The 25588-nt window shown below is 67.1% G+C and carries 25 protein-coding genes and 1 pseudogene; 16 read left to right on the forward strand and 10 right to left on the reverse strand.

The genetic code is table 11. From position 1 onward, the window contains the following. Positions 1 to 22: 22 nt before the first annotated feature. Complete coding sequence (locus HWX36_RS13520; protein WP_175952597.1) at positions 23 to 616, forward strand: hypothetical protein; 594 nt, start codon at positions 23 to 25, stop codon at positions 614 to 616. 41 nt (positions 617 to 657) lie between these two features. Here HWX36_RS13520 and HWX36_RS13525 read toward each other — a convergent pair. Further along, positions 658 to 855: pseudogene (locus HWX36_RS13525) on the reverse strand (hypothetical protein); the annotation flags it as partial. Positions 856 to 975: 120 nt separating this feature from the next. Between HWX36_RS13525 and HWX36_RS13530 the strand changes: the two are divergent. The 3 genes from HWX36_RS13530 (at position 976) to HWX36_RS13540 (ending at position 4245) form a co-directional block, all read left to right on the forward strand. Then, positions 976 to 1896, forward strand: coding sequence for a LysR substrate-binding domain-containing protein (locus tag HWX36_RS13530; RefSeq protein WP_175952598.1), 921 nt, complete (start codon positions 976 to 978; stop codon positions 1894 to 1896). A 226-nt stretch (positions 1897 to 2122) separates the two neighbouring features. After that, the gene (locus HWX36_RS13535; protein WP_175952599.1) at positions 2123 to 2905 is read left to right on the forward strand and encodes an ABC transporter substrate-binding protein; all 783 of its coding nucleotides are present in this window, start codon (positions 2123 to 2125) and stop codon (positions 2903 to 2905) included. Positions 2906 to 3129: 224 nt separating this feature from the next. Further along, complete coding sequence (locus HWX36_RS13540; protein ID WP_175952600.1) at positions 3130 to 4245, forward strand: succinylglutamate desuccinylase/aspartoacylase family protein; 1116 nt, start codon at positions 3130 to 3132, stop codon at positions 4243 to 4245. 139 nt (positions 4246 to 4384) lie between these two features. On the opposite strand, the gene HWX36_RS13545 is transcribed toward HWX36_RS13540, so the two are convergent. Then, entirely contained in the window at positions 4385 to 5191 is an 807-nt protein-coding gene (locus HWX36_RS13545) for a MetQ/NlpA family lipoprotein (protein WP_175952601.1), read from the reverse strand. A 308-nt stretch (positions 5192 to 5499) separates the two neighbouring features. Here HWX36_RS13545 and HWX36_RS13550 point away from each other — a divergent pair, with 308 nt between their 5' ends. From HWX36_RS13550 to HWX36_RS13595, 10 genes are all read left to right on the forward strand, one after another. Then, complete coding sequence (locus tag HWX36_RS13550) at positions 5500 to 6657, forward strand: porin (RefSeq protein ID WP_175952602.1); 1158 nt, start codon at positions 5500 to 5502, stop codon at positions 6655 to 6657. A gap of 207 nt (positions 6658 to 6864) precedes the next feature. Beyond that, positions 6865 to 7125, forward strand: coding sequence for a DUF2866 domain-containing protein (locus HWX36_RS13555; RefSeq protein WP_011548992.1), 261 nt, complete (start codon positions 6865 to 6867; stop codon positions 7123 to 7125). A gap of 124 nt (positions 7126 to 7249) precedes the next feature. Continuing rightward, positions 7250 to 7633, forward strand: coding sequence for a DUF6232 family protein (locus HWX36_RS13560; protein WP_175952603.1), 384 nt, complete (start codon positions 7250 to 7252; stop codon positions 7631 to 7633). A 201-nt stretch (positions 7634 to 7834) separates the two neighbouring features. Further along, entirely contained in the window at positions 7835 to 8062 is a 228-nt protein-coding gene (locus tag HWX36_RS13565; protein ID WP_175952604.1) for a hypothetical protein, read from the forward strand. Between the two features lie 239 nt (positions 8063 to 8301). Beyond that, the gene (locus HWX36_RS13570; RefSeq protein WP_175952605.1) at positions 8302 to 10569 is read left to right on the forward strand and encodes a TonB-dependent hemoglobin/transferrin/lactoferrin family receptor; all 2268 of its coding nucleotides are present in this window, start codon (positions 8302 to 8304) and stop codon (positions 10567 to 10569) included. 49 nt (positions 10570 to 10618) lie between these two features. Further along, positions 10619 to 11710 (forward strand): ChuX/HutX family heme-like substrate-binding protein, encoded by a 1092-nt coding sequence (locus HWX36_RS13575; RefSeq protein WP_175952606.1) that lies wholly within the window; start codon positions 10619 to 10621, stop codon positions 11708 to 11710. After that, positions 11707 to 12624 (forward strand): helical backbone metal receptor, encoded by a 918-nt coding sequence (locus HWX36_RS13580; RefSeq protein WP_175952607.1) that lies wholly within the window; start codon positions 11707 to 11709, stop codon positions 12622 to 12624. Before HWX36_RS13575 ends, HWX36_RS13580 begins: the two co-directional genes overlap by 4 nt. Positions 12625 to 12639: 15 nt before the next feature. Then, positions 12640 to 13728 (forward strand): iron ABC transporter permease, encoded by a 1089-nt coding sequence (locus HWX36_RS13585; protein ID WP_175952608.1) that lies wholly within the window; start codon positions 12640 to 12642, stop codon positions 13726 to 13728. 19 nt (positions 13729 to 13747) lie between these two features. Further along, positions 13748 to 14569, forward strand: a complete 822-nt coding sequence (locus tag HWX36_RS13590; protein ID WP_175952609.1) for a heme ABC transporter ATP-binding protein — start codon at positions 13748 to 13750, stop codon at positions 14567 to 14569. A 118-nt stretch (positions 14570 to 14687) separates the two neighbouring features. Beyond that, positions 14688 to 15074 carry a VOC family protein gene (locus HWX36_RS13595; protein ID WP_175952610.1) on the forward strand — a complete coding sequence of 129 codons (387 nt, stop codon included), beginning with the start codon at positions 14688 to 14690 and terminating at the stop codon, positions 15072 to 15074. Between the two features lie 86 nt (positions 15075 to 15160). On the opposite strand, the gene HWX36_RS13600 is transcribed toward HWX36_RS13595, so the two are convergent. Together HWX36_RS13600 and HWX36_RS13605 are read right to left on the reverse strand one after the other, a co-directional pair. Next, positions 15161 to 15772, reverse strand: coding sequence for a trimeric intracellular cation channel family protein (locus tag HWX36_RS13600; protein WP_175952611.1), 612 nt, complete (start codon positions 15770 to 15772; stop codon positions 15161 to 15163). Positions 15773 to 15780: 8 nt separating this feature from the next. Further along, entirely contained in the window at positions 15781 to 17898 is a 2118-nt protein-coding gene (locus HWX36_RS13605; protein ID WP_175952612.1) for a PBP1A family penicillin-binding protein, read from the reverse strand. A 238-nt stretch (positions 17899 to 18136) separates the two neighbouring features. On the opposite strand from HWX36_RS13605, the gene HWX36_RS13610 reads away from it, so the two are divergent. Further along, positions 18137 to 18931, forward strand: a complete 795-nt coding sequence (locus HWX36_RS13610) for an aminoglycoside phosphotransferase family protein (protein ID WP_175952613.1) — start codon at positions 18137 to 18139, stop codon at positions 18929 to 18931. Between the two features lie 315 nt (positions 18932 to 19246). Here the strand turns inward: HWX36_RS13610 and HWX36_RS13615 are convergent, their stop codons facing one another. Beyond that, on the reverse strand, positions 19247 to 20143 hold the full coding sequence (locus tag HWX36_RS13615) for an AraC family transcriptional regulator (RefSeq protein ID WP_175952614.1): 897 nt from the start codon (positions 20141 to 20143) through the stop codon (positions 19247 to 19249). Positions 20144 to 20216: 73 nt separating this feature from the next. Here HWX36_RS13615 and HWX36_RS13620 point away from each other — a divergent pair, with 73 nt between their 5' ends. Next, a complete protein-coding gene (locus HWX36_RS13620) occupies positions 20217 to 20714 on the forward strand; it encodes a hypothetical protein (RefSeq protein WP_175952615.1) in 498 nt (165 codons plus the stop codon). 547 nt (positions 20715 to 21261) lie between these two features. Here HWX36_RS13620 and HWX36_RS13625 read toward each other — a convergent pair. The 5 genes from HWX36_RS13625 to HWX36_RS13645 all read right to left on the reverse strand — a co-directional run bounded on the left by HWX36_RS13625 (position 21262) and on the right by HWX36_RS13645 (position 25438). Then, the gene (locus tag HWX36_RS13625; protein ID WP_039349877.1) at positions 21262 to 22098 is read right to left on the reverse strand and encodes a bifunctional allantoicase/(S)-ureidoglycine aminohydrolase; all 837 of its coding nucleotides are present in this window, start codon (positions 22096 to 22098) and stop codon (positions 21262 to 21264) included. A gap of 866 nt (positions 22099 to 22964) precedes the next feature. Further along, positions 22965 to 23402 (reverse strand): hypothetical protein, encoded by a 438-nt coding sequence (locus HWX36_RS13630; protein WP_175952616.1) that lies wholly within the window; start codon positions 23400 to 23402, stop codon positions 22965 to 22967. A 374-nt stretch (positions 23403 to 23776) separates the two neighbouring features. Then, positions 23777 to 24436, reverse strand: a complete 660-nt coding sequence (locus HWX36_RS13635; protein WP_175952617.1) for an isoprenylcysteine carboxylmethyltransferase family protein — start codon at positions 24434 to 24436, stop codon at positions 23777 to 23779. A 162-nt stretch (positions 24437 to 24598) separates the two neighbouring features. Continuing rightward, positions 24599 to 24763 carry a hypothetical protein gene (locus HWX36_RS13640; protein WP_011353821.1) on the reverse strand — a complete coding sequence of 55 codons (165 nt, stop codon included), beginning with the start codon at positions 24761 to 24763 and terminating at the stop codon, positions 24599 to 24601. Between the two features lie 255 nt (positions 24764 to 25018). Further along, positions 25019 to 25438: an HIT domain-containing protein gene (locus HWX36_RS13645; RefSeq protein ID WP_043181059.1), complete on the reverse strand. Its 420-nt coding sequence runs from the start codon at positions 25436 to 25438 to the stop codon at positions 25019 to 25021. Positions 25439 to 25588 lie beyond the last annotated feature (150 nt).

A 25588-nucleotide genomic window follows, 5' to 3' on the forward strand; every position in this document is an offset into this window, starting at 1 on the left:
ACTTTGCCTTCAGGAGCCCCCAATGAACGCGCTCGGCATCGTCTCCGAATCGGGCACCCGGACTTCGGCGCACAAGCCGCCGTTCATCCCGTCGTTCGGCTTCCACGAAGTGCACGAATCGAAGCCGATCGATGCCGCGCCGGCGCGCATCATCGACACGATCACCACGCTCGACATGCGCACGGATCCGGTGGTCGATGCGCTGCTCAACGTCCGCGAATTCCCGGCAACCGTTGCCGCGTCGCTGCGCCACGGCACCCCGCGAGTCGAACGCGAACGCTTCGGCCTCCACGCATTCACGCTGCTGCATCGCGACGAAACGTCGCTGTCGCTCGGCCTGATCGGCCGCTTCTGGCGCCCCGACCTCGGCGTGCTGAAGATCGCCGACGCGGCGGCGTTCGTGCAGCACGACGACCCGCGCGATGCAAAGCTGGTGCTGTGCTTCGAAGTCGTCGGGCTCGCGTCGGGCGCGCACCTGCTGCGCACCGAAACCTTCGTGCATTGCCCGACCGCCCGCACGCGGCTGCTGTTCATGCCGTACTGGCTCGCGATCCGGATGGCGAGCGGCTGGATTCGGCGCCGCACGCTGACGGCGGTCGAGATGGCGCTGGCGTAGCAACTGCCTCTGCCGATGGCCGATTCGCACCGGCCTGCGCATCAAAGCGACTTGATCACGACCAACCCGACGACGATCGCCGTCGCGACCACGACCGCACCTGCCGCCTGCCCGAGCCAGAGCGCCGGCACGACGACGAGATCGTCGCGTTCCATGCACCGCAGCGTGCCGGCCAGGATCCCGTGCCGCGCCGTCAGCGCGGCGGCCACCGCGAGCTTCACCGACAGCCACACTGCGCCCCGGCTCGCGATACGTCCGCCCGGCGGCGCAAAACCATGCGCACACAACCGTCAGGATCGCTGGAGAATGACACCGTACCCCGCCGCCCGCCACAAAATCGCGCCAACCGGACCCGATCGATGACCCGCATCCGCAACCCCCTGAACATCGCGCAGCTCCAGGCGTTCGTCTCCGCCGCGCATCTCAAGAGCCTGCGCGCCGCCGCGCGCGAACTCGGCGTCACGCAGCCCGCGATCACGCATACGATCCGCGAGCTCGAAACCGCGCTCAACGCGGAACTGCTCGCGCGCAGCGTCCGCGGCGTCGAGCTGACCGCGTGCGGCCATGCGCTGCTGCCGCGCGCCGAGCAATTGCTCGGCGATATCCGCCGCACGGTCGAGGCCGTCGAGCAGGTGAAAGGCGAGATGTCGGGGCGCGTCGCGGTCGGCACGATGCCGTCGATCGCGCTGACGGCGCTGCCGCGCGCGGTGACGGCATTCCGCCAGTCGATGCCGAACGTGAGCCTGCATCTCGTGGAAGTGACGGTGCCCGACGCGCTCGCGCAGTTGCGCAACGGCACGCTCGACATCGCCGCGATGCACCATGTGCCCGCGCTCGACCGCGATTTCACGCAATCGCCGCTGCTGTCGACCGAATTCTCCGTCGTGATGCGCGAAGGCCACCCGCTTGCGCATGCGCGCCGGTTAGAGGAATTGCTCGATGCCGAGTGGATCGTCACCGTCGGCGCCGAGCAGTTTCCGCACAGCGTGATGGTCGGGATGTTCGAGGCGCGCGGGCTGCCGCTGCCGAAGCGCCTGCTGCGATCGCCGATGTCGTTCGCGGTGACGCTCGGGCTGGTCGCGCGCTCGGACGTGATCGGCTGCTTCACGCGCCCGCTCGCCGCGATGGTCGCGCCGCTCGGCATCCGCACGGCCGAACTCGAGGAAAGCATGCCGCGCTTCGACCTGTCGATCATCGCGCGGCGCGACCTGCTGCCCACGCCAGCCGTCACGCAATTCGTCACGTGCCTGCAGCGCGCGGTCAACGAAACGCTCGGCTGAATCGTTCCTGTGTCTGAAACGGCGGCCCACCCGCCCCGCCGCCGCCGGGCCCGGTATCGGGGCTTGTCCTAGGCGCCCTGCCGGTATTTTGTCTTGATAATCTTGCGCACGTCGCACGCCCGCATCGGGCGGGCGAAACGGACCGTCCGACGCGAAGCCGCGCCGGGCCGAAGGCTTACGGCGCGGCACAACCGCGCACCTATCGAACAAAACGAGGAGTCACCGAGTGAAAAAAATTCTTGCGGCTGTGACCGTTGCCCTGCTCGCCGTATCGGCAGGCAGCGCATACGCGAAGGACTGGACGACCGTGCGGTTCGGCGTCGACGCAAGCTACCCGCCTTTCGAATCGAAAGGCGCCGACGGCAAGGTGGTCGGCTTCGACGTCGATCTCGGCAACGAAATCTGCCGCCGCATCCACGCGAAGTGCGTGTGGATCGAAAACGACTTCGACGGGATGATCCCGGCGCTGAAGGCCCGCAAGTTCGACGGCGTGCTGTCGTCGATGTCGATGACGCCGGCACGCGAGGAACAGATCGCGTTCTCCGACAAGCTGTTCAACACGCCGACGCGCCTCGTCACGAAGAAGGGCGCCGGCCTGCTGCCGACGGCCGAATCGCTGAAGGGCAAGTCGATCGGCGTCGAGCAGGGCACGATCCAGGAGACCTACGCGAAGACCTACTGGGCCCCGAAGGGCGTGAACGTCGTGCCTTACCAGAACCAGGACCAGGTCTACGCCGACCTGATCTCGGGCCGCCTGGACGGCGCGCTGCAGGACGCGGTGCAGGCTGAAATCGGCTTCCTGAAGACGCCGCGCGGCGCGAACTTCGATTTCGCCGGCAAGGACATCGACGATCCGAAGACGCTCGGCAACGGCGCCGGCATCGGCCTGCGCAAGGAAGACACCGACCTGAAGGCGAAGATCGACGGCGCGATCGCCGGCATGCGCAAGGACGGCACGTACGACAAGATCGCGAAGAAGTACTTCGATTTCGACGTCTACGGCAAGTAATCCGCCACGCAGGCGCACGCCGCGCCTCATCGCAAACGGGCTCCGCAACGGAGCCCGTTTTTTTCGCGCACGGCACCGGCTGCGTTATTTTTTTCGCACCAACCTGATGATTCTCAAAGAAAATCGACGTGCTCTGGCGCCGGTTTGATGGCGGCGAGGGGGCAACGTACAATCGATCCTCCACGCACACCGGATCATTCGCGGCTGCGCCGCACTCCCCCATCATGCAAACGCAGACCCATCCGCTGATTTCCCCCGCCGTCGGTACCGAACGCCAGATCACGAGCTTTCACTACGGCCCGCGCGGCGGCAAGAAGGTCTATATCCAGTCGTCGCTGCATGCGGACGAACTGCCCGGCATGCTGGTCGCCACGCTGCTGCGCCGCAAGATCGCCGCGCTCGAGACGGCCGGCAAGCTGCGCGGCGAAGTCGTCATCGTGCCCGTGCCGAACCCGATCGGCCTGTCGCAACACGTGTTCGGCGATCACCTCGGCCGCTTCGAGCTCGGCTCGATGCAGAACTTCAACCGCAATTTCTACGATCTCGCGGCGCTCGTGCTGCCGCGCGTCGAAAGCCGCCTCACGCACGACGCGCAGCACAACCTCGTCGCCGTGCGCGCCGCGATGCGCGAAGCGCTCGACGAGCAGAAGCCGCGCACCGAACTCGACTCGCAGCGCCTCGCGCTGCAGAAACTGTCGTTCGACGCCGATATCGTGCTCGACCTGCACTGCGACAGCGACGCGGTGATGCACCTCTACACGAATCCCGATCTGTGGCCGGACGTCGAGCCGCTGTCGCGCTACCTCGACGCGCAGGCGTCGCTGCTCGCGCTGAATTCGGTCGGCAACCCGTTCGACGAGATCCACAGCTTCTGCTGGTCGGACCTGCGCAGCCGCTTCGGCGACCGCTTCCCGATCCCGAACGGCGCGATTTCCGTCACGGTCGAGCTGCGCAGCGAGCGCGACGTGTCGTACGAGTTCGCCGAAAAGGACGCGCAGGCGATCGTCGAATACCTGACCGAGCGCGGTGTCGTCGACGGCACGCCGGCGCCGCTGCCGCCGCTCGCGCATCCGGCCACGCCGCTCGCGGGCACCGATCCGCTCGTCGCGCCCGTGTCGGGCGTGATCGTGTTCCGTACGCCGGTCGGCGTGATGATCGAGGCCGGCCAGGCCGTGGCCGACATCGTCGATCCGCTGACCGATCGCGTCGTCACGCTGAAGAGCAGCGTGTCGGGCGTGCTGTACGCGCGCCAGATCGTGCGCTTCGCGACGGCCGGCATGGAAGTCGCACGGATTGCCGGCGCGACCGCGATCCGCACGGGTTCGCTGCTGTCGGCCTGAGCGGCCGGCCCGCGCGCCGGAGAACGGCACGCATCGCGCTCAGCCGCGCGCACCAACGAAATCGCCCGCTTGCGCGGGCGATTGGCCTTCCGGAATACCCAGGCGATCCAGCCGGCCGGGCGGCGGCACACCTGAGCGCTCAGAACGCCGGCACGATCGCGCCACCGAACTTCCGGTCGATAAACTTGCGCACATCGTCCGACTCATAGGCCGCGACGAGTTTCTTCACCCACGGCTTGTCCTTGTCCTGCGCACGCACCGCGATCAGGTTCGCGTACGGCCCGCGCAGGTCCTCGATCGCGATCGCATCCTTCACCGGCGTGAGCCCGGCCTTCACCGCGTAGTCGGTGTTGATCGACGCGGCATCGAGATCGGGCAGCGCGCGCGGCAGCTGCGCGGCGTCGAGTTCGACGATCTTGATCTTCTTCGGGTTCTCGGCGACGTCGAGCGGCGTCGCGTTCACGCCGTTGGTGCCCGCGCCCGCCTTCAGCTTGATCACGCCGTACTTCTGCAACAGCAGCAGCGCGCGGTTGCCGTTCGACGGATCGTTCTGGATCCCGACCTTCGCGCCCGCCGGCAAGTCCTTCAGCGACTTGAGCTTCTTCGAGTAGAAGCCCATCGGCGCCGTGTACGTGAGCCCGACGTTGACGATCTTGTAGCCGCGCTGCTTGATCTGGCTGTCGAGGAACGGCTGGTGCTGGAAACCGTTCGCGTCCAGATCGCCGGAATCGAGCGCCGCGTTCGGCTGCACGTAGTCGTTGAACTCGATGACCTTGATCGCGAGGCCTTCACGCGCGGCGACCTTCGTCACCTCGGTCCAGATTTGCGCGTCGGGGCCGCTCATCGTGCCGATCTTCAGCGTTTGCGGGTCGGCGTGCACGCCGGGCGCCGCGAATGCCAGCGCCGCGGCGAGTGCGCCGAGGCCGGTCAGGAATGAACGTCGCATGGTGTCCTCTCGTCCCGTGTCGTTTGTTGGAACACGGATCGTGGCATGGGGCCGGAACGCCGCCAACCAAGCTTATTTCATGTGCATATTCCCGCCCCTGATCGATTCTCAGCCGAATTCGGTATAACCCCCGATAGCGCAACCGGGCAGAATTCAGTGTCGCATCGACGCCACACATTCTTCATATGACAGTCGCTGTCATATTCATTACGTGGCCCCTCGATAAAGTTGCCGCCGGTCCGTGAAAGCGCCCAGTGAGAGCGCCGGAACCGCAACTGGACACGCCATTTATTCGCTCGGAGAATCCTTTGAACAAGAAACTGTTGACCATCGCCGCCCTGGCAGCAACGGCCGGCACGGCGCACGCACAAAGCAGCGTGACCCTGTACGGCGTCATCGATGCCGGTATCAGCTACGTGAACCACAGCAAGACCGCCAACGGCGGCACGGGCAAGCTGTTCAAGTACGACGACGGCGTTGCCCAAGGCAGCCGTTGGGGCCTGCGCGGCACCGAAGACCTCGGTGGCGGCCTGAAGGCGATCTTCGTGCTCGAAAACGGCTTCAACAGCGGCAACGGCACGATCGGCCAAGGCGGCGCGATCTTCGGTCGCCAGGCTTATGTCGGCCTGAGCCAGTCGCAATACGGCACGGTCACGTTCGGCCGCCAGTACTCGTTCTCGACCGACGTCCTCGGCTCGAACTACTCGACGGGCGGCAACACGGTCGCGGGTAACTACGCGTACCACGTGAACGACATCGACCAGCTCACGTCGAGCCGCATCAACAACGCCGTGAAGTTCCAGAGCGCGAACTACTCGGGCTTCACGTTCGGCGCGTTGTATGGTTTCTCGAACTCGACCAACTTCGCGGGCGCACCGGCCACGACGTCGGGCACGACGACGACGGCTGGCTCGTCGCGCGCATACAGCTTCGGCCTGAACTACGCGAACGGCCCGCTGTCGGTCGGCGCAGCCTACACGGACATCCGTTTCCCGAGCCAGTCGACGCCGGCCTTCTCGACGACGATCGCGAACCTGAGCACGGGCAACGTCCGCGACCTGCGCACGTATGGCGTCGGCGGCCGCTACGTCTGGGGCCCGGCAACGGCATGGCTGCTGTGGACGCGTACGCAGTTCTCGACCGTTTCGGGCGCGGGCGGCACGTTCTACAACGCGTATGAAGCAGGCGCGAAGTACGCATTCACGCCGGCTCTGTCGGGCGGCCTCGGCTACACGTACACGAACGCGACGCAGAACGGCAACTCGTGGCACTGGAACCAGGTCAACGGTATCGCCGACTACGCACTCAGCAAGCGTACGGACGTGTACGGCCTGGTCGTGTACCAGCAGGCATCGGGCAAGGGCGTGCAGGCGCAGATCGGCTCGAGCACGAGCTACTTCAATACGTCGGGCACGGGTTCGAAGAACCAGATCGCCGCACGTATCGGTATCCGTCACAAGTTCTAAAGCATCCGCTTAACTCGCGGATCACGACGGCAAGAAGCGCCCCGCTCCACGCGGGGCGCTTTTTTATGTGCTTTTAAGTTTCGCTTAATTCTGGGCTGAGAGGATGCTCTCACCCCCCCTGTTGGCCGCCTGAGCATCGGCGGCTTTTTTTTTGAACCGCCGACGGCGCCGCCATCGATTGCCCACAAGACAGGATCGGAGGCCATGATGATCGAAGATACCGTTTTCAGCCATCTGCACGCGATTCTGACGTGCCAACACTCGCTGCCGGTCCAGAGCTGCCGCGTGTCGGTCGAAATGCAGCGCCCGTGGGGCCGGCCGTACCGGCTCGTCGAATGGACGATGCATCTCGACGCGCCCGCGCGGCGCCAGATCGTGCCGGCCGAATCGACCGATGAAGAGATCGCCGAAGTCGTCGCCTCGCACGTGCCGGGCCGGCTTTACGGCGACGGCCGCCTGCAGTTCTGAACGCCTTCGCGTTCCCCCCGCTTCCCGCATGTCGGCCACGCCGCACGAATCGTGCGGCAGTCGGTCTCGTTTGATGCTGCAACGAAACCTGCTACGCTGCGCGTTTTCGTCCACGCAACACACGATGGAAAACGCATTCAACGAACGTGGCGTGATGATCACGCGCAACGGCCTGTCGGCCGCCGGCCAGGTATTCGCACTGCGTGACATTCGCCAGGTCGATGTCGTCAAGATTCCGAAGAACCGCCTCGTGCCGTCGCTGATCTCGCTGATCGGCGTGGCCGCCGCCGTCGCAGGCGGCATCGCCGGATCGAGCGCCGCGCTCGTCGTCGGCGTGATGCTCGCCGTCGTCGGCTATCTGGCGTGGACCACGCAGGACGTCACGTACCGCCTGATGGTGGAGATGCCCGACGGCAAGCGCGAAGCGTTGTCGAGCGTCGACGTCGAGTTCGTTGAACGCGTCGCGCAGGTCGTGCGCGATGCGCAGGCCGCAACGACGGCCGGCTGATTCCGTTCGCCCTCCCCTGCACGCTTCGATGCGCGGTGCCCGGCCGTGCACGGCGCGTTTCGCGTCCCGCAACGGCGCCGTCGATTGCCCGTCGAATCGCGTCCTGCCCACCGCCTCGCCAACACCGCGCCTGCGCTGCGTACGCCGACCGCCTAGTATGGAAAGAGCGGCTCGCCGCCGCATCGTCCGATGGAGGCCAGCATGAACGTCCAGACGCTGTCCGGCACGCTTCGCGCGCAGGAACTGCTGATCGTGTCGATGATCCGCGCGCTTCCCCCTGACACACGCCGTGCGCTCGTCGAGCTCTACACCGAACAGATCGCGTTCGCCGAGCAGGCCGGCCTCGAAGGCCACGGCGATCGCGCGACGCATGACGCGTTCATCACGCATGCGCGCAACCTGCTGATCCGCATCGAAGCGCTGGCCTGACACGCCGGCGCTTTTTTCCGAACTTCCCGTCGCCGAGCGCCCCGATCGCGCAGGTGAGCGCTCACCCACGCGCGCCGCCTTTTCGTCCTTGTATTGATAATAATTCTCATTTACACTCGTAAAGTTATCAGTTTCCTTTCAATTCGCCGCTCGCCGCCTTCCGTGCGCGGGCGGGCCAGCCAGGTGAACGCGTCACCCAGCCAGCCTCCGGGCTTGTCATCGTCAATGGGAGACCACCTGTGCATTGCTATACGCTGGCGCGGCGGCCGATCTGTGCCGCGCTGTTCGGCGCGTTCGGCCTGTCCGCCGCCTCGGCTCACGCCGATTCGACGCCGCAAGGCGCCACCCCGCCTTCCGCCATTCTCGTCGCCGCATCCACGCGCGGCGATGCGGCGCTGCTCGACCCCGTGACCGTCACGGCCAACCGTACCGCCACGGCCGCGAGCCGCACGGCGGCGTCCGTCTCGGTGATCACCGACGAGAACCTGGAAGAACAGCAAGCCACCAACATCAAGGACGCATTGCGCTACGAGCCGGGCATCACCGTGCGCCGCACCGCGTACCGGCCCGGCAGCGCCGCGCTCGGCGGCGGCCGCGACGGCGATTCGAGCATCAACATCCGCGGCCTCGAAGGCAATCGCGTGCTGCTGATGGAAGACGGCATCCGCCTGCCGAACGCGTTTTCGTTCGGGCCGCTCGAAGCCGGGCGCGGCGACTACGCCGATCTCGACACGCTCAAGCGCATCGAGATCCTGCGCGGGCCGGCCTCGGCGCTCTACGGCAGCGACGGCCTGACCGGCGCGGTGAACTTCATCACGAAGGATCCGCGCGACCTGCTGTCGATCTACAACAAGCCCTATTACTTCTCGTTCCGGCCGAGCTACGACTCGGCCGATCGCAGCGTCGGCGCGACCGTATCGGCCGCGGGCGGCAACGATCGCGTGCAGGGGATGATCATCGCCGACGGCCGGCGTGGCCACGAAGTCGACACGCGCGGCAGCAACAATTCGGCGAGCACGTTGCGCACCACGTCGAACCCGCAGGACGTCTATTCGGAATCGCTGCTCGGCAAGCTCGTGCTGACGCCCACCGCGCGCGACACGATCAAGTTCACCGCCGAAACGGTGCAGCGCCGCGTGAGCACCGACGTGCTGTCGGCGATCAGCCCGCCGACCACGCTCGGCCTCACGACCTACGACCGGCTCGAGCGCAACCGCTTCAGCGTCGACTACGACTTCCACGACGATGCGTTCCGCTGGTTCCAGACCGCGCACGTGCAGTTCTACTATCAGGACGCGAAGCAGGACCAGTACGCGTTCGAGACGCGCGGCAGGGCAGCATCGCGTTCGCGCGACAACCAGTACAAGGAGCGCACGTTCGGCGGCTCCGCGTTCGCCGAAAGCGGCTTCGCGACCGGCCCGTTCGCGCACAAGCTGCTGTATGGCGTCGACGGCAGCGTGTCGCGCGTGACGAACCTGCGCGACGGCACGGTGCCGGGCGTCGGCGAAGCGTTCCCGAACAAGGCGTTCCCCGACACCGACTACACGCTGTTCGGCGCGTTCGTCCAGGACCAGATCGGCTACGGCCGCCTGCTCGTCACGCCGGGCCTGCGCTTCGACACGTACCGGCTGAGCCCGACCGGGAACGATCCGCTGTTCACCGGCAAGGCCGTGTCGACGAGCGCGAACGAACTGTCGCCGCGCGTCGCCGTGCTCTACGAGATCACGCCCGCGGTCATTCCGTACGTGCAGTACGCGCACGGCTTCCGCGCACCGACGCCCGACCAGGTGAACAGCAGCTTCTCGAACCCGGTGCACGGCTACACGTCGATCGGCAATCCGAACCTGAAACCCGAGACGAGCGATACGTTCGAAGCCGGCCTGCGCGGCAAGGCCGGCACCGGCTACGGCGTCGTGCGCTACAGCGCCGCCGCGTTCACCGGCCGCTACCGCAACTTCATCTCGCGCACGACGATCGCCGGCAGCGGCCGGCCAACCGATCCGTCCGTGTTCCAGTACGTGAACTTCGCCGACGCGCGCATTCACGGCCTCGAAGGCCGCGCCGAATGGGTGATGCCGAACGGCGTCACGCTGAAGACGGCGATGGCGTTCACGAAGGGCTCGACGCAGAACGACGGCGCGGCCAGCCAGCCGCTCAACACCGTCAACCCGTTCTCGGCCGTGTTCGGCGTGCGCTACGAGCCGACCGAGCGCTGGTACGTGCAGACCGACCTGCTGTTCCAGGCCGCGAAACGCGACAAGGACATCGACAAGTCCGACTGCTCGAACAAGGCGTGCTTCGCGCCGCCGTCGTCGTTCGTCGTCGACCTGCGCGGCGGCTACCGCTTCAACAAGCACGTGAGCGCGACGATCGGCATCCGCAACCTGTTCGACCGCAAATACTGGAACTGGTCGGACGTGCGCGGCATCGCGGCCGATTCGCAGGTGCTCGATGCGTATACGTCGTCCGGACGCACGGTCGCCGTCAGCATGAAAGTGGATTTCTGATGCGCGCCGCCCGCGCTGCCACCCCAACCGTTACTTGAAGGAGTCCGACATGATGCAATCCGCCCTTCCCGGTCAACCGGCCACGCCGGCCCGCGCGGCCGCCGCGCTGCGCGACGCGTTCGTCAAGCTCAAGACCGAGCGCCAGCTGCGCAACCGCGACGTCGCGCAGGCGCTCGGCGTCAGCGAAGGCGAGGCGCTCGCCGCGTTCGTCGGCGAGCACGTCGTGCGGCTCGACGCGCGTTTTCCGGCGATGTTCGAGGAAATGCCGCGCCTCGGCCGCGTGATGGCGCTCACGCGCAACGACACGGCCGTCCACGAAAAGGATGGCGAATATGCGCAGATGAGCCATGACGGCCCCGTCGGCCTCGCGCTCGGCGATATCGACCTGCGCATCTTCTATCGCCACTGGGTGTCGGCGTTCGCCGTGCGCGACGAAACCGCGCACGGCCCGCTGAAGAGCCTGCAGTTCTTCGACGCGCAGGGCCATGCGATCCACAAGGTCTACCTGCGCGCGCACAGCGACCACGCCGCGTACGACGCGTTCGTCGAGCGCTGGCGTGCGCCGTCGCAGGAGCCGGGCCTCGAGGTCGCACCCGCTGCGCCGAAAACACCCGAGCGCGCCGACACCGAGATCGACGTCGCGGGCTTTCGCGCCGCGTGGGACGCGATGACCGACACGCACCAGTTCTTCGGCGTCACGCAGCGCTTCGGCGTGAGCCGCATGCAGGCGCTGCGCCTCGCCGATCCGCAATACGCGTATCCGGTCGAAACCGCGCATGCGCTGCGTCACGTGCTCCGGCACGCGGCGCAGAGCGGCCAGCCGATCATGGTATTCGTCGGCAACGCGGGAATGATCCAGATCCATACCGGCCCCGTCGCGAACGTGCGCGAGGTCGGCGCATGGATCAACGTGCTCGACCCGGGCTTCAACCTGCACGTGCGCGAGGACCTGATCGCCGCCGCGTGGGTCGTGAAGAAGCCGACGAGCGACGGCATCGTCACGTCGCTCGAGCTGTTCGACCGGCAGGGCGACCACGTCGCGCTGCTGTTCGGCGAACGCAAACCCGGCAAGGTGGAACGCGACGACTGGCGCGCGCTCGTCGCGACGCTGCCGGCCGCGGCACGCGGAGGCGCGCGGTGAGCGCGCGACCGTTCGATCCGCGCCGCCGCGCGGTGCTGGCGAGCGCGGCGGCCGGCGCGCTCGCGGGCGCGCTGTCCGGCAGCGTGCTCGCCCAGGGTGCGCAGGCCGCGCCGAAACGCGTGGTCGTGATCGGCGGCGCACTCGCGGAAACCGCGTTCGCGCTCGGCGGCGCCGAGACGCCGCGCTACCGGCTCGTCGGCGCCGACACGACCTGCACGTACCCCGACGCCGCAAAGCGGCTGCCGAAGGTCGGCTACCAGCGCGCGCTGTCGGCCGAGGGGCTGCTGTCGCTGCGGCCCGATCTCGTGCTCGCGTCGGCGGAAGCCGGCCCGCCCACCGCGATCGCGCAGGTGAAAAGCGCCGGCGTCGCGGTGACCACGTTCGACGAACGCCACGACGTCGACTCGGTGCGCGCGAAGATCACGGGCGTCGCGCATGCGCTCGACGTGCGTGGCGCGGGTGCCGCGCTGCTGCAGCGTTTCGACCGCGACTGGCAGGCCGCGCGCGATGCGGTCGCTGCCCGTGCGCCCGGCGGCGCGCAGCCGCCGCGTGTGCTGTTCGTGCTGAACCACACCGGCAACCAGGCGCTCGCCGCCGGCCAGCGTACGGCCGCCGACGCGATGATCCGCTACGCGGGCGCACGCAATGCGATGCAGGGCTTCGAGCACTACAAGCCGCTGACGACCGAGGCGCTGGCAGCCGCCGCGCCCGACGTCGTGCTGATCTCCGACGAAGGGCTCGCGGCCGTCGGCGGCCGCGCCGCGCTGCTCGCGACGCCCGGCTTCGGCGCGACGCCGGCCGGCCGCGCGCAACGCGTGGTATCGCTCGACGCGCTGTTCCTGCTCGGCTTCGGCCCCCGCCTGCCGCTCGCCGTCACGACCCTGCACCGACGCCTGTCGGATGCGCTCGCCTGATTCCGGACTGCCCCGATGCCCGCTCACGCTTCGCCTTTCCCCGCCTCGTCGCCCGTGTCGCGCTCCGGCGCCGCGCACCTCGGCACGTCGCGCCGCTGCGCGCCGTTCGCGCTGGTTGCGCTCGCCTGCCTCGTGTGCGCGATGTCCGTCGTCGCCCTGTGCGTCGGCGCGTATCGCATTCCGCTCGCGCAAGCCTGGGCCGCGCTGACCGGCGATGCGGCCGCGCAGCAGGCGCGCGCGGTGCTGTTCGACATCCGCGCGCCGCGCGTCGCGCTCGCGTTGCTGGTCGGCGGCGGCTTCGGCGCGACCGGCGCCGCGATGCAGGCGCTGTTCCGCAATCCGCTCGCCGATCCGGGGCTCGTCGGCGTGTCGAGCGGCGCCGCGCTCGGCGCAACGACGATGATCGTGCTCGGCCCTGCACTCCTTGCCGCTCACGTGAACGCGGCCGCGTTGCCCGTTGCCGCGTTCGCGGGCGCGCTCGCGGTCGCGGCGCTCGTCTACCGGCTCGCCGCATCGCGCGGCCGGCTCGCGCTGCCGCTGCTGCTGCTCGCCGGCATCGCGATCAACGCGCTGGCCGGCGCGGCGATCGGACTCCTCACGTTCGTCGCCGATGACGCGCAATTGCGCTCGCTGACCTTCTGGAGCCTCGGCAGCCTCGGCGGCGCGCAATGGCCCGCGCTGGCGGCCGTCGCGCCGTGCGTCGCGATCGGCTGCCTGCTGCTCGCGCGCGAACGCGACGCGCTGAACGCATTGCAACTCGGCGAAACCGAGGCGCTGCACCTCGGCGTGCCCGTGCAGCGGCTGAAGCGGCGCGTGCTCGTCGCGGTCGCGCTGGCGGTCGGCGCGCTGGTGTCGTGCGCGGGCATCATCGGCTTCATCGGGCTCGTCGCGCCGCATTGCGTGCGGCTCGCGTGCGGCCCCGACCAACGCATCGTGCTGCCCGGCGCCGCGCTGCTCGGCGCGCTGCTGACGCTCGCCGCCGATCTCGCCGCGCGCACGGTTGCCGCGCCTGCGGAAATTCCGCTTTGCGTGCTGACCGCACTGCTCGGCGCACCGTTCTTTCTGGCGCTGCTGTGGAAGAGCCGCGGCGCGCTCGGCGGCTAACCCTTTTCTCACGACGACCATGCTGAGCGCCCATCACCTCGACGTCGCCCGTCGGCACAACGCGATCCTGCGCGACCTGTCGCTGTCGATCGAACCCGGCCGCGTAACCGCGCTGCTCGGCCGCAACGGCGCGGGCAAGAGTACGCTGCTGAAGACCTTTGCCGGCGAACTCACCGGCGGCGCCGCGCCGAACGGCGTGCGCGTGACCGGTGACATCACGCTGAACGGCGAGTCGCTCGCGCGCATCGACGCGCCGCGACTTGCGTGCCTGCGCGCGGTGCTGCCGCAGGCCGCGCAGCCCGCGTTTCCGTTCAGCGTCGACGAAATCGTGCTGCTCGGCCGTTATCCGCATGCACGGCGCAGCGGTGCAACGTCACGTCGCGATCGCGACATCGCGTGGTACGCGCTCGAACGCGCAGGCGCCGATGCCCTCGTCGGCCGCGATGTCACGACGTTGTCGGGCGGCGAACTCGCGCGCGTGCAGTTCGCCCGTGTGCTCGCGCAGCTGTGGCCGGACGACGAAGCGACGGAAAGCGGCCCGCGCTACCTGCTGCTCGACGAACCGACCGCCGCGCTCGATCTCTCGCATCAGCACCGCCTGCTCGAAACCGTACGCGCCGTTGCACGCGAATGGCAGCTCGGCGTGCTCGCGATCGTGCACGATCCGAACCTCGCCGCGCGGCACGCGGATACGATCGCGATGCTCGCCGACGGCACGATCGTCGCGCACGGCACGCCGCGCGACGTGATGACGCCGGCGCATATCGCGCGGTGCTACGGATTCGCGGTGAAGATGGTGGAGAACGGCGACGGTGCGCCGCCGGTAATGGTGCCCGCGTAGCGCGGGCACGTGTCGCGTGTCGCGTGAGTGTTGCGCCGCGCGATGTCATGCATGATCGACAGCAACGACTTTCACAACACATCATTCGCGCTTCGCGCATCCCTTCAAGGAGACTCACGTGCCGCTTCCGATGACCCGCATCATCCTGTACGTCCAGGACGTCGCGTCGCTCAAGACGTTTTACCAACGATATTTCGATCTGCCCGTCGTCGAGGAAATCGAAAACGAGTGGGTCGTGCTCGACGCAGGGGCCATCGAGCTCGCGCTGCATCTCGCTGGCCCGGCGTTCCGCCACGCGGCACCTGCCGATGCGGAAGCGCGTGCGCAAGCCAGTCACGTGAAGCTGGTGTTCTCGATCGGCCAGGACATCGGCGCGCATCGCGAGCGGCTGGCCGGCAACGGCGTGACGGTGCGCGATCTCAAGCGCTATGACGGATTCGCGTACACGATGTACGACGGCATCGATCCGGAAGGCAACGTCTTCCAGGTAATGCAGGCAGACTGACGTTCGCTCCGGCCTGGGCGTTCACCGCAGCGCCATGGCCGGCTCGATCCATGCCCGCGCGCGGAGCGGGCGGCACGCGCTCCCGCTCAATGCCCGACGTCCGCCGCGCCGAACGTCCGCATCTTCCAGCCGAGCCGCACGGCGAGCATCCGCATCGTGAAGCCCGCCACGAGCGCGACCACCGTCGCGACCCCGGCATCGATGCCAAGGTGCTGCATCCCGACATACAGCGCACCCGTCACGAACGCGACGCTCGCGTACAGCTCCTCGCGCAGGATCAGCGGCATCTCGTTGCACAGCAGATCGCGCAGCATCCCGCCGCACGCGCCGGTGATCGCGCCGGCCAGCACGACGATGATCGGCGCGGTGCCCGTCGACGCGCCGATGTCGCAGCCGATGATCGTGAACGCCGCGAGGCCGATCGCGTCGACGGTGACGAACAGCGTCTTCATTCGCGCGACATGCCGTGCGACCCACGACGCGACGGTCGCCGCGACGAGCGTGATCACCAGGTACTCGGGATGCGCGATCCAGCCGAGCGGATAGTGGCCGAGCAGCACGTCGCGCACGGTGCCGCCGCCGAGCGCCGTCACCGCGCCGACGAGCGCGAGCCCGAAGCGATCCATCCCGCGGCGCATGCCCATCAGCGCCCCCGACATCGCTTCCGCGACGATTGCAATCAGATAAAGCGTATGCATGGTGCGCGTCAGTCATCGGTCCGGAACAGGTCGAGCACACGTTCGCGCTCGGCCGCATCGACCGCGGCAGGCATCGGCTCGGCAGGCTTGCCGTTGTTGCCCGGCGCGTCGGACGTATCGGCCGCCGCCGCCCCGCCGCACGCGAAGCGGCTGCGGATGTACGACGGCACGTCGGCCGTGCACGTGCCGCGCGTGTATTCGGCGTAGACGAAGTCGCCATCGACGAGCGCGACGTCCTGCGGTGGGGTTGCCTCGACCGGCGTACGCCCGTCGACGGCCGTCTTCATGTAGTCGAGCCAGACCGGCAGCGCGAGCGATGCGCCGGTCGCACGCCCCATCGGGCGCGGCGTGTCGTAGCCGAGCCACGCGACCGCGACGATGCCCGACGAGTAGCCGGCGAACCAGACGTCCTTCGAGCCGTTCGACGTGCCCGTCTTGCCTGCCGCGTCGTCGCGGCGCAGCGCCAGCGCGCCGCGCGCGGTGCCCGCCTTCACGACGTCGCGCAGCATGCTGTCCATCACGAACGCGTTGCGCGCCGATACGACGCGCTCGCCTGCCGGCGCCGTCGCCTCGTACATCGCGCCGCCATGACGCTGCTTCACCGACAGGATCAGGCGCGGCTCCATCCGCGTGCCGCCGTTCGCGAACACGCTGTACGCGCTCGCCAGTTCGAGCGGCGTCACGGCGCCCGCGCCAAGCGCGAGCGGCAGCGACGCCGGATTGCGCTGCGCGTCGAAACCGAAGCGCACCGCGTGTTGCTGCACGTAGCGCGCATCGGTGGCCTGCATCAGGCTGACCGCAACGAGGTTCTTCGAGCGCATGAGCCCGCGCCGCACCGGAATGAAGCCCTCGTAGTGGTTGGCGAAATTGCGCGGGCGCCACGGCCGCGCGCCGGTTTCCTCATGCGTGAGCGTGCGCTGCGTATCGTCGACGAGCACGCCCGGGAAGTAGCCCTTTTCCAGCGCCGCCGAATAGACGAACGGCTTGAAGCTCGAGCCCGGCTGGCGATACGCCTGCAGCGCATGGTCGAACACGTTGCGGTTGAAATCCGCGCCGCCGACGAGCGCGAGCATGTCGCCCGTGGCCGCGTCGAGCGACACGAGTGCCCCTTCGAGCCCGTTGCGCGCATCGCGCTTCGGGCGCGGCTGGCGGCTCAGCGTACGCTCGAGCGACGCTTCGGCCGCGCGCTGGTCGCGCATCGAGATCGTCGTCGTCACGTCGAGGCCGAGCGTGTAGGCGTCGTCGTGAAAACGCTCGACCATCATCCGGCGCGCGCGCTCGGCGACGTACGGCGCGGCGATGATCCCCGGCGGCGGCGTGGTCGCCAGCGCGATCGGCGCGTCGACGGCCGCGCGATACGTCGCGTCGTCGAGCTGGCCGAGCGCATGCATGCGGCCGAGCACGTAGTTGCGTCGCGCGGTCGCGCGCGCCGGATTGACGACCGGGTTGAACGCGGACGGCGCCTTCGGCAGCCCCGCGAGCACCGCCGCCTCGCCCGCGCTCAGCGCGTCGAGCGGCTTGCCGAAATACACGTTCGCCGCGGCCGCGAAACCGTACGCACGCTCGCCCAGGTAGATCTCGTTCATGTACAGCTCGAGCAGCTTGTCCTTGCTGTATTCGCGTTCGAGCTTGGCCGCCATCAGGATCTCGGCGAGCTTGCGGCTCAGCACCTTGTCGCGCGTCAGGTAGAAGTTGCGCGCGACCTGCATCGTGATCGTGCTGCCGCCCTGCCCCGGCTGCCCCGTCACGACGTTCGCGAACGTCGCGCGCGCGAGGCCACCGAAATCGACCGCGCCGTGCTGGTAGAACTTCGCGTCCTCGGCCGCGAGCAGCGCCTGCCGCATCAGCGGCGGGATGCGTTCGAGCGGCACGAACTCGCGCCGCTCGACGCCGTATTCGGCCAGCAGGTCGCCGTCGCGCGAAAAGATCCGCAGCGGCAGCGCGGGACGATAGACGGCGAGGTGCTCGACGGACGGCAACTGCGTCCAGATGCGCTGGATCGTCCAGGCGCCGATGCCCGCGCATCCGAGCGTCAGGCCGAGCAGCGCGCCCGCGAGCGTGCGCCACACGCGGCGACGGTGTGGCGGCGGCGCGGGCGGCGGCGGGGATGCGGTGTGGTCGGTCATGCCGGGCTCCTTCTTCGATGCTGTGACGGCCGGTGCGCGAGAGGCAACGACTGGTCACGAAAGGCGCGCATTGTCGAAGGGATGGCGCGAAACCGGAACATTCTTTAGCCAAAGTTTGGCTGGCTAAATTTTATTTAGGAAAGTGCAGCAGGACCGTTCACGTCGCATCTGCGACCGTGTGACACATCGTCAGGCGAACCGCGCTGCGCGCGATCCGGTTCGGCTGTAGCATCGCGTGATGTTCGATCGATACCTTGCCCTGTGGGGCCTCGTTCCCGACGGCGGCCCGATCCTGACCGCGAGCGGCGGCCTGCTGCCTGTCGTCTGGCAGGGCCGGCCCGCGATGCTGAAGGTCGCTACGTGTGATGAAGAACGTCGTGGCAATGCGCTGATGACCTGGTGGAACGGGCAAGGCGCCGCGCAGGTGTGGCGGCACGACGGCGATGCTGTCCTGCTCGAACGGGCGCAGCCGGCGCCCACGCTGGCCGGTTATTCGGCATCGGGGCACGACGATGATGCGATGCGCATTGCGTGTGATGTCGTCGCGCGGCTGCATGCGCATCGTGCATCCGAGCCGCCTTCGGTCATGCCGCTGCACGACGGGTTCCATGCGCTGTTGTCGGACGCTTCAGGCAACGACGTGCTTCGTCGCTCTGCAACGGCCGCACGCCAGTTGCTGGCCGGGCCGCCCATCGACGAAGTTGTCCTGCACGGCGACATCCATCACGGCAACATCCTCCATTTCGGCGAACGCGGCTGGCTCGCGATCGATCCGAAAGGGCTGCGCGGCGAGCGCGTGTTCGACTATGCGAACCTGTTCTGCAATCCCTCGCACGATATTGCGGTCGATCCCGTGCGCTTCGAGCGGCGTATTACGCTCGTGGCCGATGCGGCGGCGTTAGACCGCCGCCGGCTACTGCAGTGGATTCTCGCGTGGTCGGGTTTGTCGGCGGTGTGGTTGATCGAGGACGGGCTGCTACCCGATACGCGGTTGCAGGTCGCTGCGCTCGCGGCGACTGCGCTCGGCCTGTAGCAGGACGCGCCGCCCGTGAAAACAAGTTCGTCGCGAATTTCCGTGGAACGCGGGGGAAGAGCGACGGCGCTCGGCCGGTTTGCGACACTCGACAACGAATCCTGGATGGGTGGCAATCCGCGTATCGGGGATCGGCACTTTCAAGGGGATCAGGACGGAGGATCGAGTAGCGCTACAGCTGGCTGATGAGCCCGTCGTTCCGATCGCCGAGAGTCTCGCAATGACCGTAGCGGCATGAAAATGAGGCGATAGCGAAATCTTTTTGCTGACAGCTCGACGAAGCGAAGCGACCGCATGGCGTCGCGGGCAGCGCCGTCATTCAGCGGGCGCGATGGATGGCTTCGCTTCTCGAGGTGCGTGGCCGAAGTAGGCCTTGTAGGCACGACTGAAAGCGGCCTTCGACTCGTAACCAACCGACCTTCCAACCTCGCCCACGCGTGCGTCACCTTTCGCCAGCATGTCCCGCGCGACGCTCAAGCGCCATTCATTGCGGTAACGCAACGGAGACTTGCCAACAAGCGCATTGAAACGTTCGCAAAAGTTGGAGCGGGACATGCCCGCGACGGCAGCGAGACCATCGATCGTCAAACCACGTGGCGACTGCTCATGGATGGCCTTCAACGCGCGGGCAATACGCTTATCCGCCAATCCGCCTAACCAGTTCGATGCATGACCATGATGAACCCAGGCACGCAACGCACGCACCACCACGAGATCGATCATGCGGGAGACCATCAAGGCGGATCCCGCCTCGTCATTGTCCGCCTCATGCAGAAGAAACTGCATGATGTTCGGCAGCCAGTCGCATGTCTCCGCCTGGCGAAGGTGGATCATGACGGGTAACGTCAGAAGCAGATCCGGCTGGCTCGCCGGATCAAACCAGAAGTGGCAGACGACCACATTCGCCGGTTGGTCCAGGGCGGAAATGCGCAGGCCGTCAGGTCCGCGCGGCAACAAGAGCAGTTCGCCGGACCGAATCTCGGAAGTGTCTGCCTGATTGCCGGAAATTTGCACCACGCCTTCCATGACTGCATACGCGTGCGCCGCCCGCGCCGACATGTCCAATTGCGCGAATGGCTGCAGCATCGACGAAAAGACGCGGTCGCCTGTCATGCGCATACGCGCAAGAACCTGAGACAGGAGATCACCGTTAGCCAGACCAGCAAGCGCCCGATCCGGAAAAATGGTCAAGTTTTTCCCAGGTTCAGTCATGTCAATTCGGGTTTCGTGAGCCTAAAGTAAGCGTCGACCACCAACGAAATCACGCAAGACAAGGATTGAAACCATGTTTGGAATTTCGCCGCTCGGCTGGATACACACTCTCGGCAGTCTACCCGCGATACCCATGGCCGTGTACATGTTCGCGCGCTACGGCAGGATCGTTCCACGGTCAGTTGCCGGGCGGGTGTACTTCGTTACCATGTTGATTGGTTCTCTGACCGTGTTCGCCATAGCGCATCAAGGTGTCAGCTACATCATCGGAGTCGGAGCCGTCGTGCTGTTACTGGCTGGATATGGCGTTGCGTATCTGCCTCTGCCCGGTCGAGCCGGTATCTACGTGGAAACCTTCTGCCTGACGTTGACAACATTCGTGCTGATGGTTCCCACGGTGACCGAAACGCTGAAGCGTGTGCCCGACGGACATCCGCTGATCAGCGATCCGAAGTCACCACTGCTTCTCGGTGCCCAAGCCGCGCTCCTCGTCGCGCTCGTTCTGGGGCTGATCGCTCAAACGCTTTATCTTCGCAGGAAACCGCAGGCTACCCGTTCGGTGAAAATCTAGAGAAGGGGTAAGAAGCGACGCTTCCGTTGCCGTGTGAATACATTAATAGATATGTACTGCGAATTATAGTGGCTTGATATTGATTCGACATCGATGGGCTGATCAAAGCTGACACATCGCGTCGAAAGAAGGTCACACCACCAATTCGGACCCTATGCGCTTCATGGCAAGCCGCATGCACGCGAAGACAGTCGAGGTCACGGCAAGTCACCTCGTGCTCATTTCGCATCCGGTAGAGGCCGTGAACCGGATCCTCGATGCGACCGCCGGCCAGCGCAACGCACGCGCTGGCAGCAAGCTTGCGACGCGTCAAGCCCAGTGTTCGGTCCCGTCAACCGCTCGGTGCCAACGGAGTTTGGATCGGCGTACTTCGCCACGTCGACAGTGGTATTTGTCAGGCGAGCGCACGCTAACCGACCGCTTTGGAGATCGACGCGTGGCCGCTTCGGGCCCGCAAGCAACATCCCCATCCACCCACGAATATTCCAAAAAAAATCCCGCCGGCATCCCCCCGGCGGGCTTTCACATCCAGCTGCCTGCTCGACGCTTAACGCGCCGGGTTCAGCAACAGGTTCATGTGACGGTTTACGTCCTTGTACAGCAGGTAACGGAAGCGCCCAGGCCCACCCGAATAGCACGCCTGCGGGCAGAACGCGCGCAGCCACATGAAGTCACCCGCTTCGACTTCGACCCAGTCCTGGTTCAGTCGATACACGGCCTTGCCTTCGAGCACATACAACCCGTGCTCCATCACATGCGTTTCGGCGAACGGAATCACGCCGCCCGGCTCGAACGTCACGATGTTCACGTGCATGTCGTGGCGCATGTCGCTCATGTCGACGAAGCGCGTCGTCACCCATGCACCGTTGGTGCCCGGCATCGGGATCGGCTCGACGTCCTGCTCGTTGGTCACGAAGGCTTCCGGCAGCGGGATACCGTCGACCGCCTGGTAGTGCTTGCGCACCCAGTGGAAACGCACCGCGGCATCGCTGACGTTGTGCAGCGTCCAGTCCGCACCCGGCGGAATGAACGCGTAGCCGCCCGGCTTCAGCACGTGCTTCGTGCCCTGCAGCGTCAGTTCGGCTTCACCTTCGACGACGAACAGCACGGCTTCGGCGTTCTTGTCCTGCTCGGGCTTGTCGCTGCCGCCGCCCGGGTTCACTTCGACGATGTACTGCGAGAAGGTTTCGGCGAACCCCGACAGCGGGCGGGCGATCACCCACAGGCGCGTGTTCGTCCAGAACGGCAGCCAGCTCGTGACGATGTCGCGCATCACACCCTTCGGGATCACCGCGTACGCCTCGGTGAACATCGCGCGATCGGTCAGCAGATCGGTCTGCGGCGGGTGGCCGCCATGCGGCGCGTAATACGTTGTCTTAGACATAGTGCATCCAGGCAATGGGTTGGTCCGGCCCCGGGCACCAACGACATCGGGCGGCAGGCGCGCGGGGGCACGCATGCGGCGGCGGGACGTCGTTGCCGGGCTGGCTTGAAGGCGCATGCGCCCTCGTTCGGTCGGCCAGGCTTCGCGACGGGTTCGTCCGGTTCTTCGGACGCGGCGGCCCGTGCTTGTGGGGCCGGCGACCGGGCCGTGGCGCTCGCGATCATACGGCGAGGCGCGGCCAGCGGCACGGTGCGATGCCATACGCGAGCATCGCCGACGATAGCGAAGTCGTTCGCGATCGACCAATTAAATGTTGCGATGGATTCCATTCGATTTCCCACTACCCGCCGGCACCCGTGATACGCGGTGAAGAAGCGTGGCGCGACGGCCTGGGTATCGGGGAAATCCTGACGGGCGGGGCAACGCGCACGTTCGCCGGGATGCAAGAGGCGCAGGCGAATGACCGCAGCCATTCCGGTTGCGCACGCGGGTCGCGATACATCTGGTTACGCAGATTGGCGTGCGACGACGTGCGCACGGCAGCACGCTGCACCGCGCCAATCATGTCCCGTCGTCAGGCCGGAGCGGGCCAACGGGCATCGAACGAAACGCGAATGGTATCGACACTGCCCGGACGCATTCAGTCGCGAGAGTCGATGTAGTCGGGAAACGGGGAGACGCAGCGAGGAGGGAAATTTGCCAGCCCGTCGACCGGGTATCAGGCTGCGGCCAAAGCGGCCGGAATGTATTCGCCGGTCTGGCCGGCGATGGCGGCCCGGCAGGCCGCCGGGCCGAATCTCGCGTCGGGTGCCGACGCCGTCGGCGCGCCGGTGCGCCATGCGCGCACCGAGCCGCGCCAGCGGCAATCAGTCCCAGTCGCGGTGGTGACGGTGCTTGCGGTGGCGATAGCCGCGATCGCCGTGGTCGCGTTCGTACGAGCTGCGCGACATGTGGCCGCCGAGCGCCGCGCCGGCGCCGCCGCCGACGGCCGCACCCAGCAGGCCGCCCGTGCGGCCGCCCATCGCGTTGCCCGCCGCGGTACCTGCGCCGCCGCCGAGGGCGCCGCCGATGATCGCGCCGGTGCGCTCGCGACGGTTCGACGTCACCGCGCCACCCGCGCCGCCGCCGATGGCGCCGCCGATCACCGAGCCCGTGCTGCCGCCGAGCGCACCGCCGACCGCTGCGCCGGCTACCCCGCCGAGCGCGCCGCCAAGCGCGTTGTTCATGTCACCTGCCATGGCCGGCAGTGCAGTCGCGCCGGTCAACGCGGCGACGACGAGAGCGGGGGCGATTTTCTTCCACATTCCCGTATTCTTCCTTGTTCGCAATCTGGTTATTGAAGGTCTGCTCGGTACGACGATCTGAATCGATCGACGTCGGGTCAGGCATTGTGCCGAACCGCGGACCAATTCATTTCAATGAGCTTGCGGCGAAGAATAGCACCGGTCCCACATCCTTGCCGCGGACATTCTGGTAACAAGTTGTTTACGAATAGACGACGTTGAACGCACGCACCGGAATGCCCGCAAACCCGCGCCGGCATTGGCTCCGCGGAGGATCCGGCGCGGCTGGACGACAGGCCGTCCATGTGCGGCGTCGCACGTTTGCGACACACGTGGCAACACATCGGGAACGAATCGTGAAGCCCGAAACGACGGCGGGGAAGAAAGGAAGGGAGTCAGTACACGCCGGGCAGCAAACGCCAGGTCCGCGCGCAATACGCGTCGTATTCGGCGCCGAATTGCGCACGCAGCAGCGCCTCCTCGGACCGGATGCGCGCGACGAGCGGCGCCATTGTCAGCACGACGAGCAGCACGCCGACGCCCGAGCGAAACGCCAGCGCCCAGCCGACCGAATTGACGAGCAGGCCGAGATAGCTCGGATTGCGGATGCGGCGGTAGATGCCGTCGGTCACGAGCGTATGGCCCGGCTGGATCGCGACGAGCCCGCTGAAGCGCTTGCCGAGCACGAATACGGGCCAGATGCGCAGCACGCCGCCCGCGACGTACAGCGCGACACCGATCCAGCGCACCGCATCGCCGCCGAAGGTCCAGAAGTCGAGCCGGTCGGTCAGGGCAGGCAGGTACGCCAGCAGTAATCCGCTGATCCCGAACGCCGCGAGCACCCAGCGGTTGTCGCGGTTCTCGCGCTCGCCGCTGCTCAGGTTGCCTTCGGTGAACAGCGCGACGACGGCCATCGCGAGCGTCGCAACGACGACGACGGCCAGCGGCGGATGCGAGAAGAAGGCCGCGAACCCGCCGCTGCCGAGCACCGCGAGCCCGAGATAGACGAGCGTGGAGATGCCCGACAGGGCGGCGACCTTGCGGCTGACTGTCATGGCTGCCTCACCGGAATGCGGAATGCACTTTCCTGTGAAGTATAGGAACCGCGCGCACGCCGTGCAGCGCATCGCCGTCATGCGATACGCGAATCCGCGCGAATCTCCGGCGCCACACGTTGGCGCTGACCGATGCGGCGCGCGCCGACGCCCGGTGCCGGATCAGCGGATGCGGAAGTTGCCGCCGATCCCGACGCTGACGGGCGGCGCGTAATACGCCGGCGCATAGCCGTAGTAGGCGGGCGCGGGCGCGTAGCCGTACGGCGGCGCGACGTAGCAGCCGGACAGGCCGCCGATCAGGGCAAGCGTGATGAGAAGTCTGGTCATGGCTCGATTCCCGGCGCGAAAGACGAATGGCACCTCGCGAAAGCCTGGCCGCCGCGAGGGGCGGCTGCCGGCACGAAGAGGCGATCCGCCCTTCCTGTCGCTCGATGATGCAATGCGCCGAGTCTAGCGCCGGGTTGGCCGGGCCGAGTTTCGCCGGCGGTTACACGTGTTACCTCGCATGACCGCTGAAACAGGCGATGGCGCGGCGGCTGGCCGGTGCGCCAGGCCGCGCCGTCGCCACGTGCAATCGACGCGTTACACGAAGCGCGCGCGAATGCGCTGCGCAAGCGCTTCGAGCGTCGCCGCATCGGCGATCTCGCGCGCATGCATCCGCAGCTCGGCGCCTTCCCAGCGCGGGATCACGTGGAAGTGCACGTGCGGCACCGTCTGGCCGGCTGCCGCGCCGTTGAACTGGCCGATGAACACGCCGTCCGGCTCGAGCGCCGCGCGCACCGCCGCCGCGACGCGCTGCGTCATGCGAATGCCGGCCGCGGCTGCGTCGCCGGACAACTCGAAGATCTGCGCGGCCGGCTCCTTCGGGATCACGAGCACGTGGCCGTCGGCCTGCGGCATCAGATCCATGATCGCGAGGGTCGCGTCGTCTTCCGCGACTTTCACGCACGGCAGTTCGCCGCGCAGGATTTTGGCGAACGGGTTGTTGTTGTCGTAGGACATGGCGTTTTCCGATAACGGTTGGATTGGGAGAGTGGGCAAGCGATGCCGCACGATTATCGGCCGACGGCGGGACCGATGCCAACTCGTTCGCCGTGCGACGGCGGCCGAATCGTTGCGCGGGACGCGGAATGCATGACGCGTCACGCACCG

Origin of the sequence: Burkholderia sp. BCC0405, assembly GCF_902833075.1 — a bacterium.
In the GTDB taxonomy this organism is placed as follows: Bacteria; Pseudomonadota; Gammaproteobacteria; order Burkholderiales; family Burkholderiaceae; genus Burkholderia.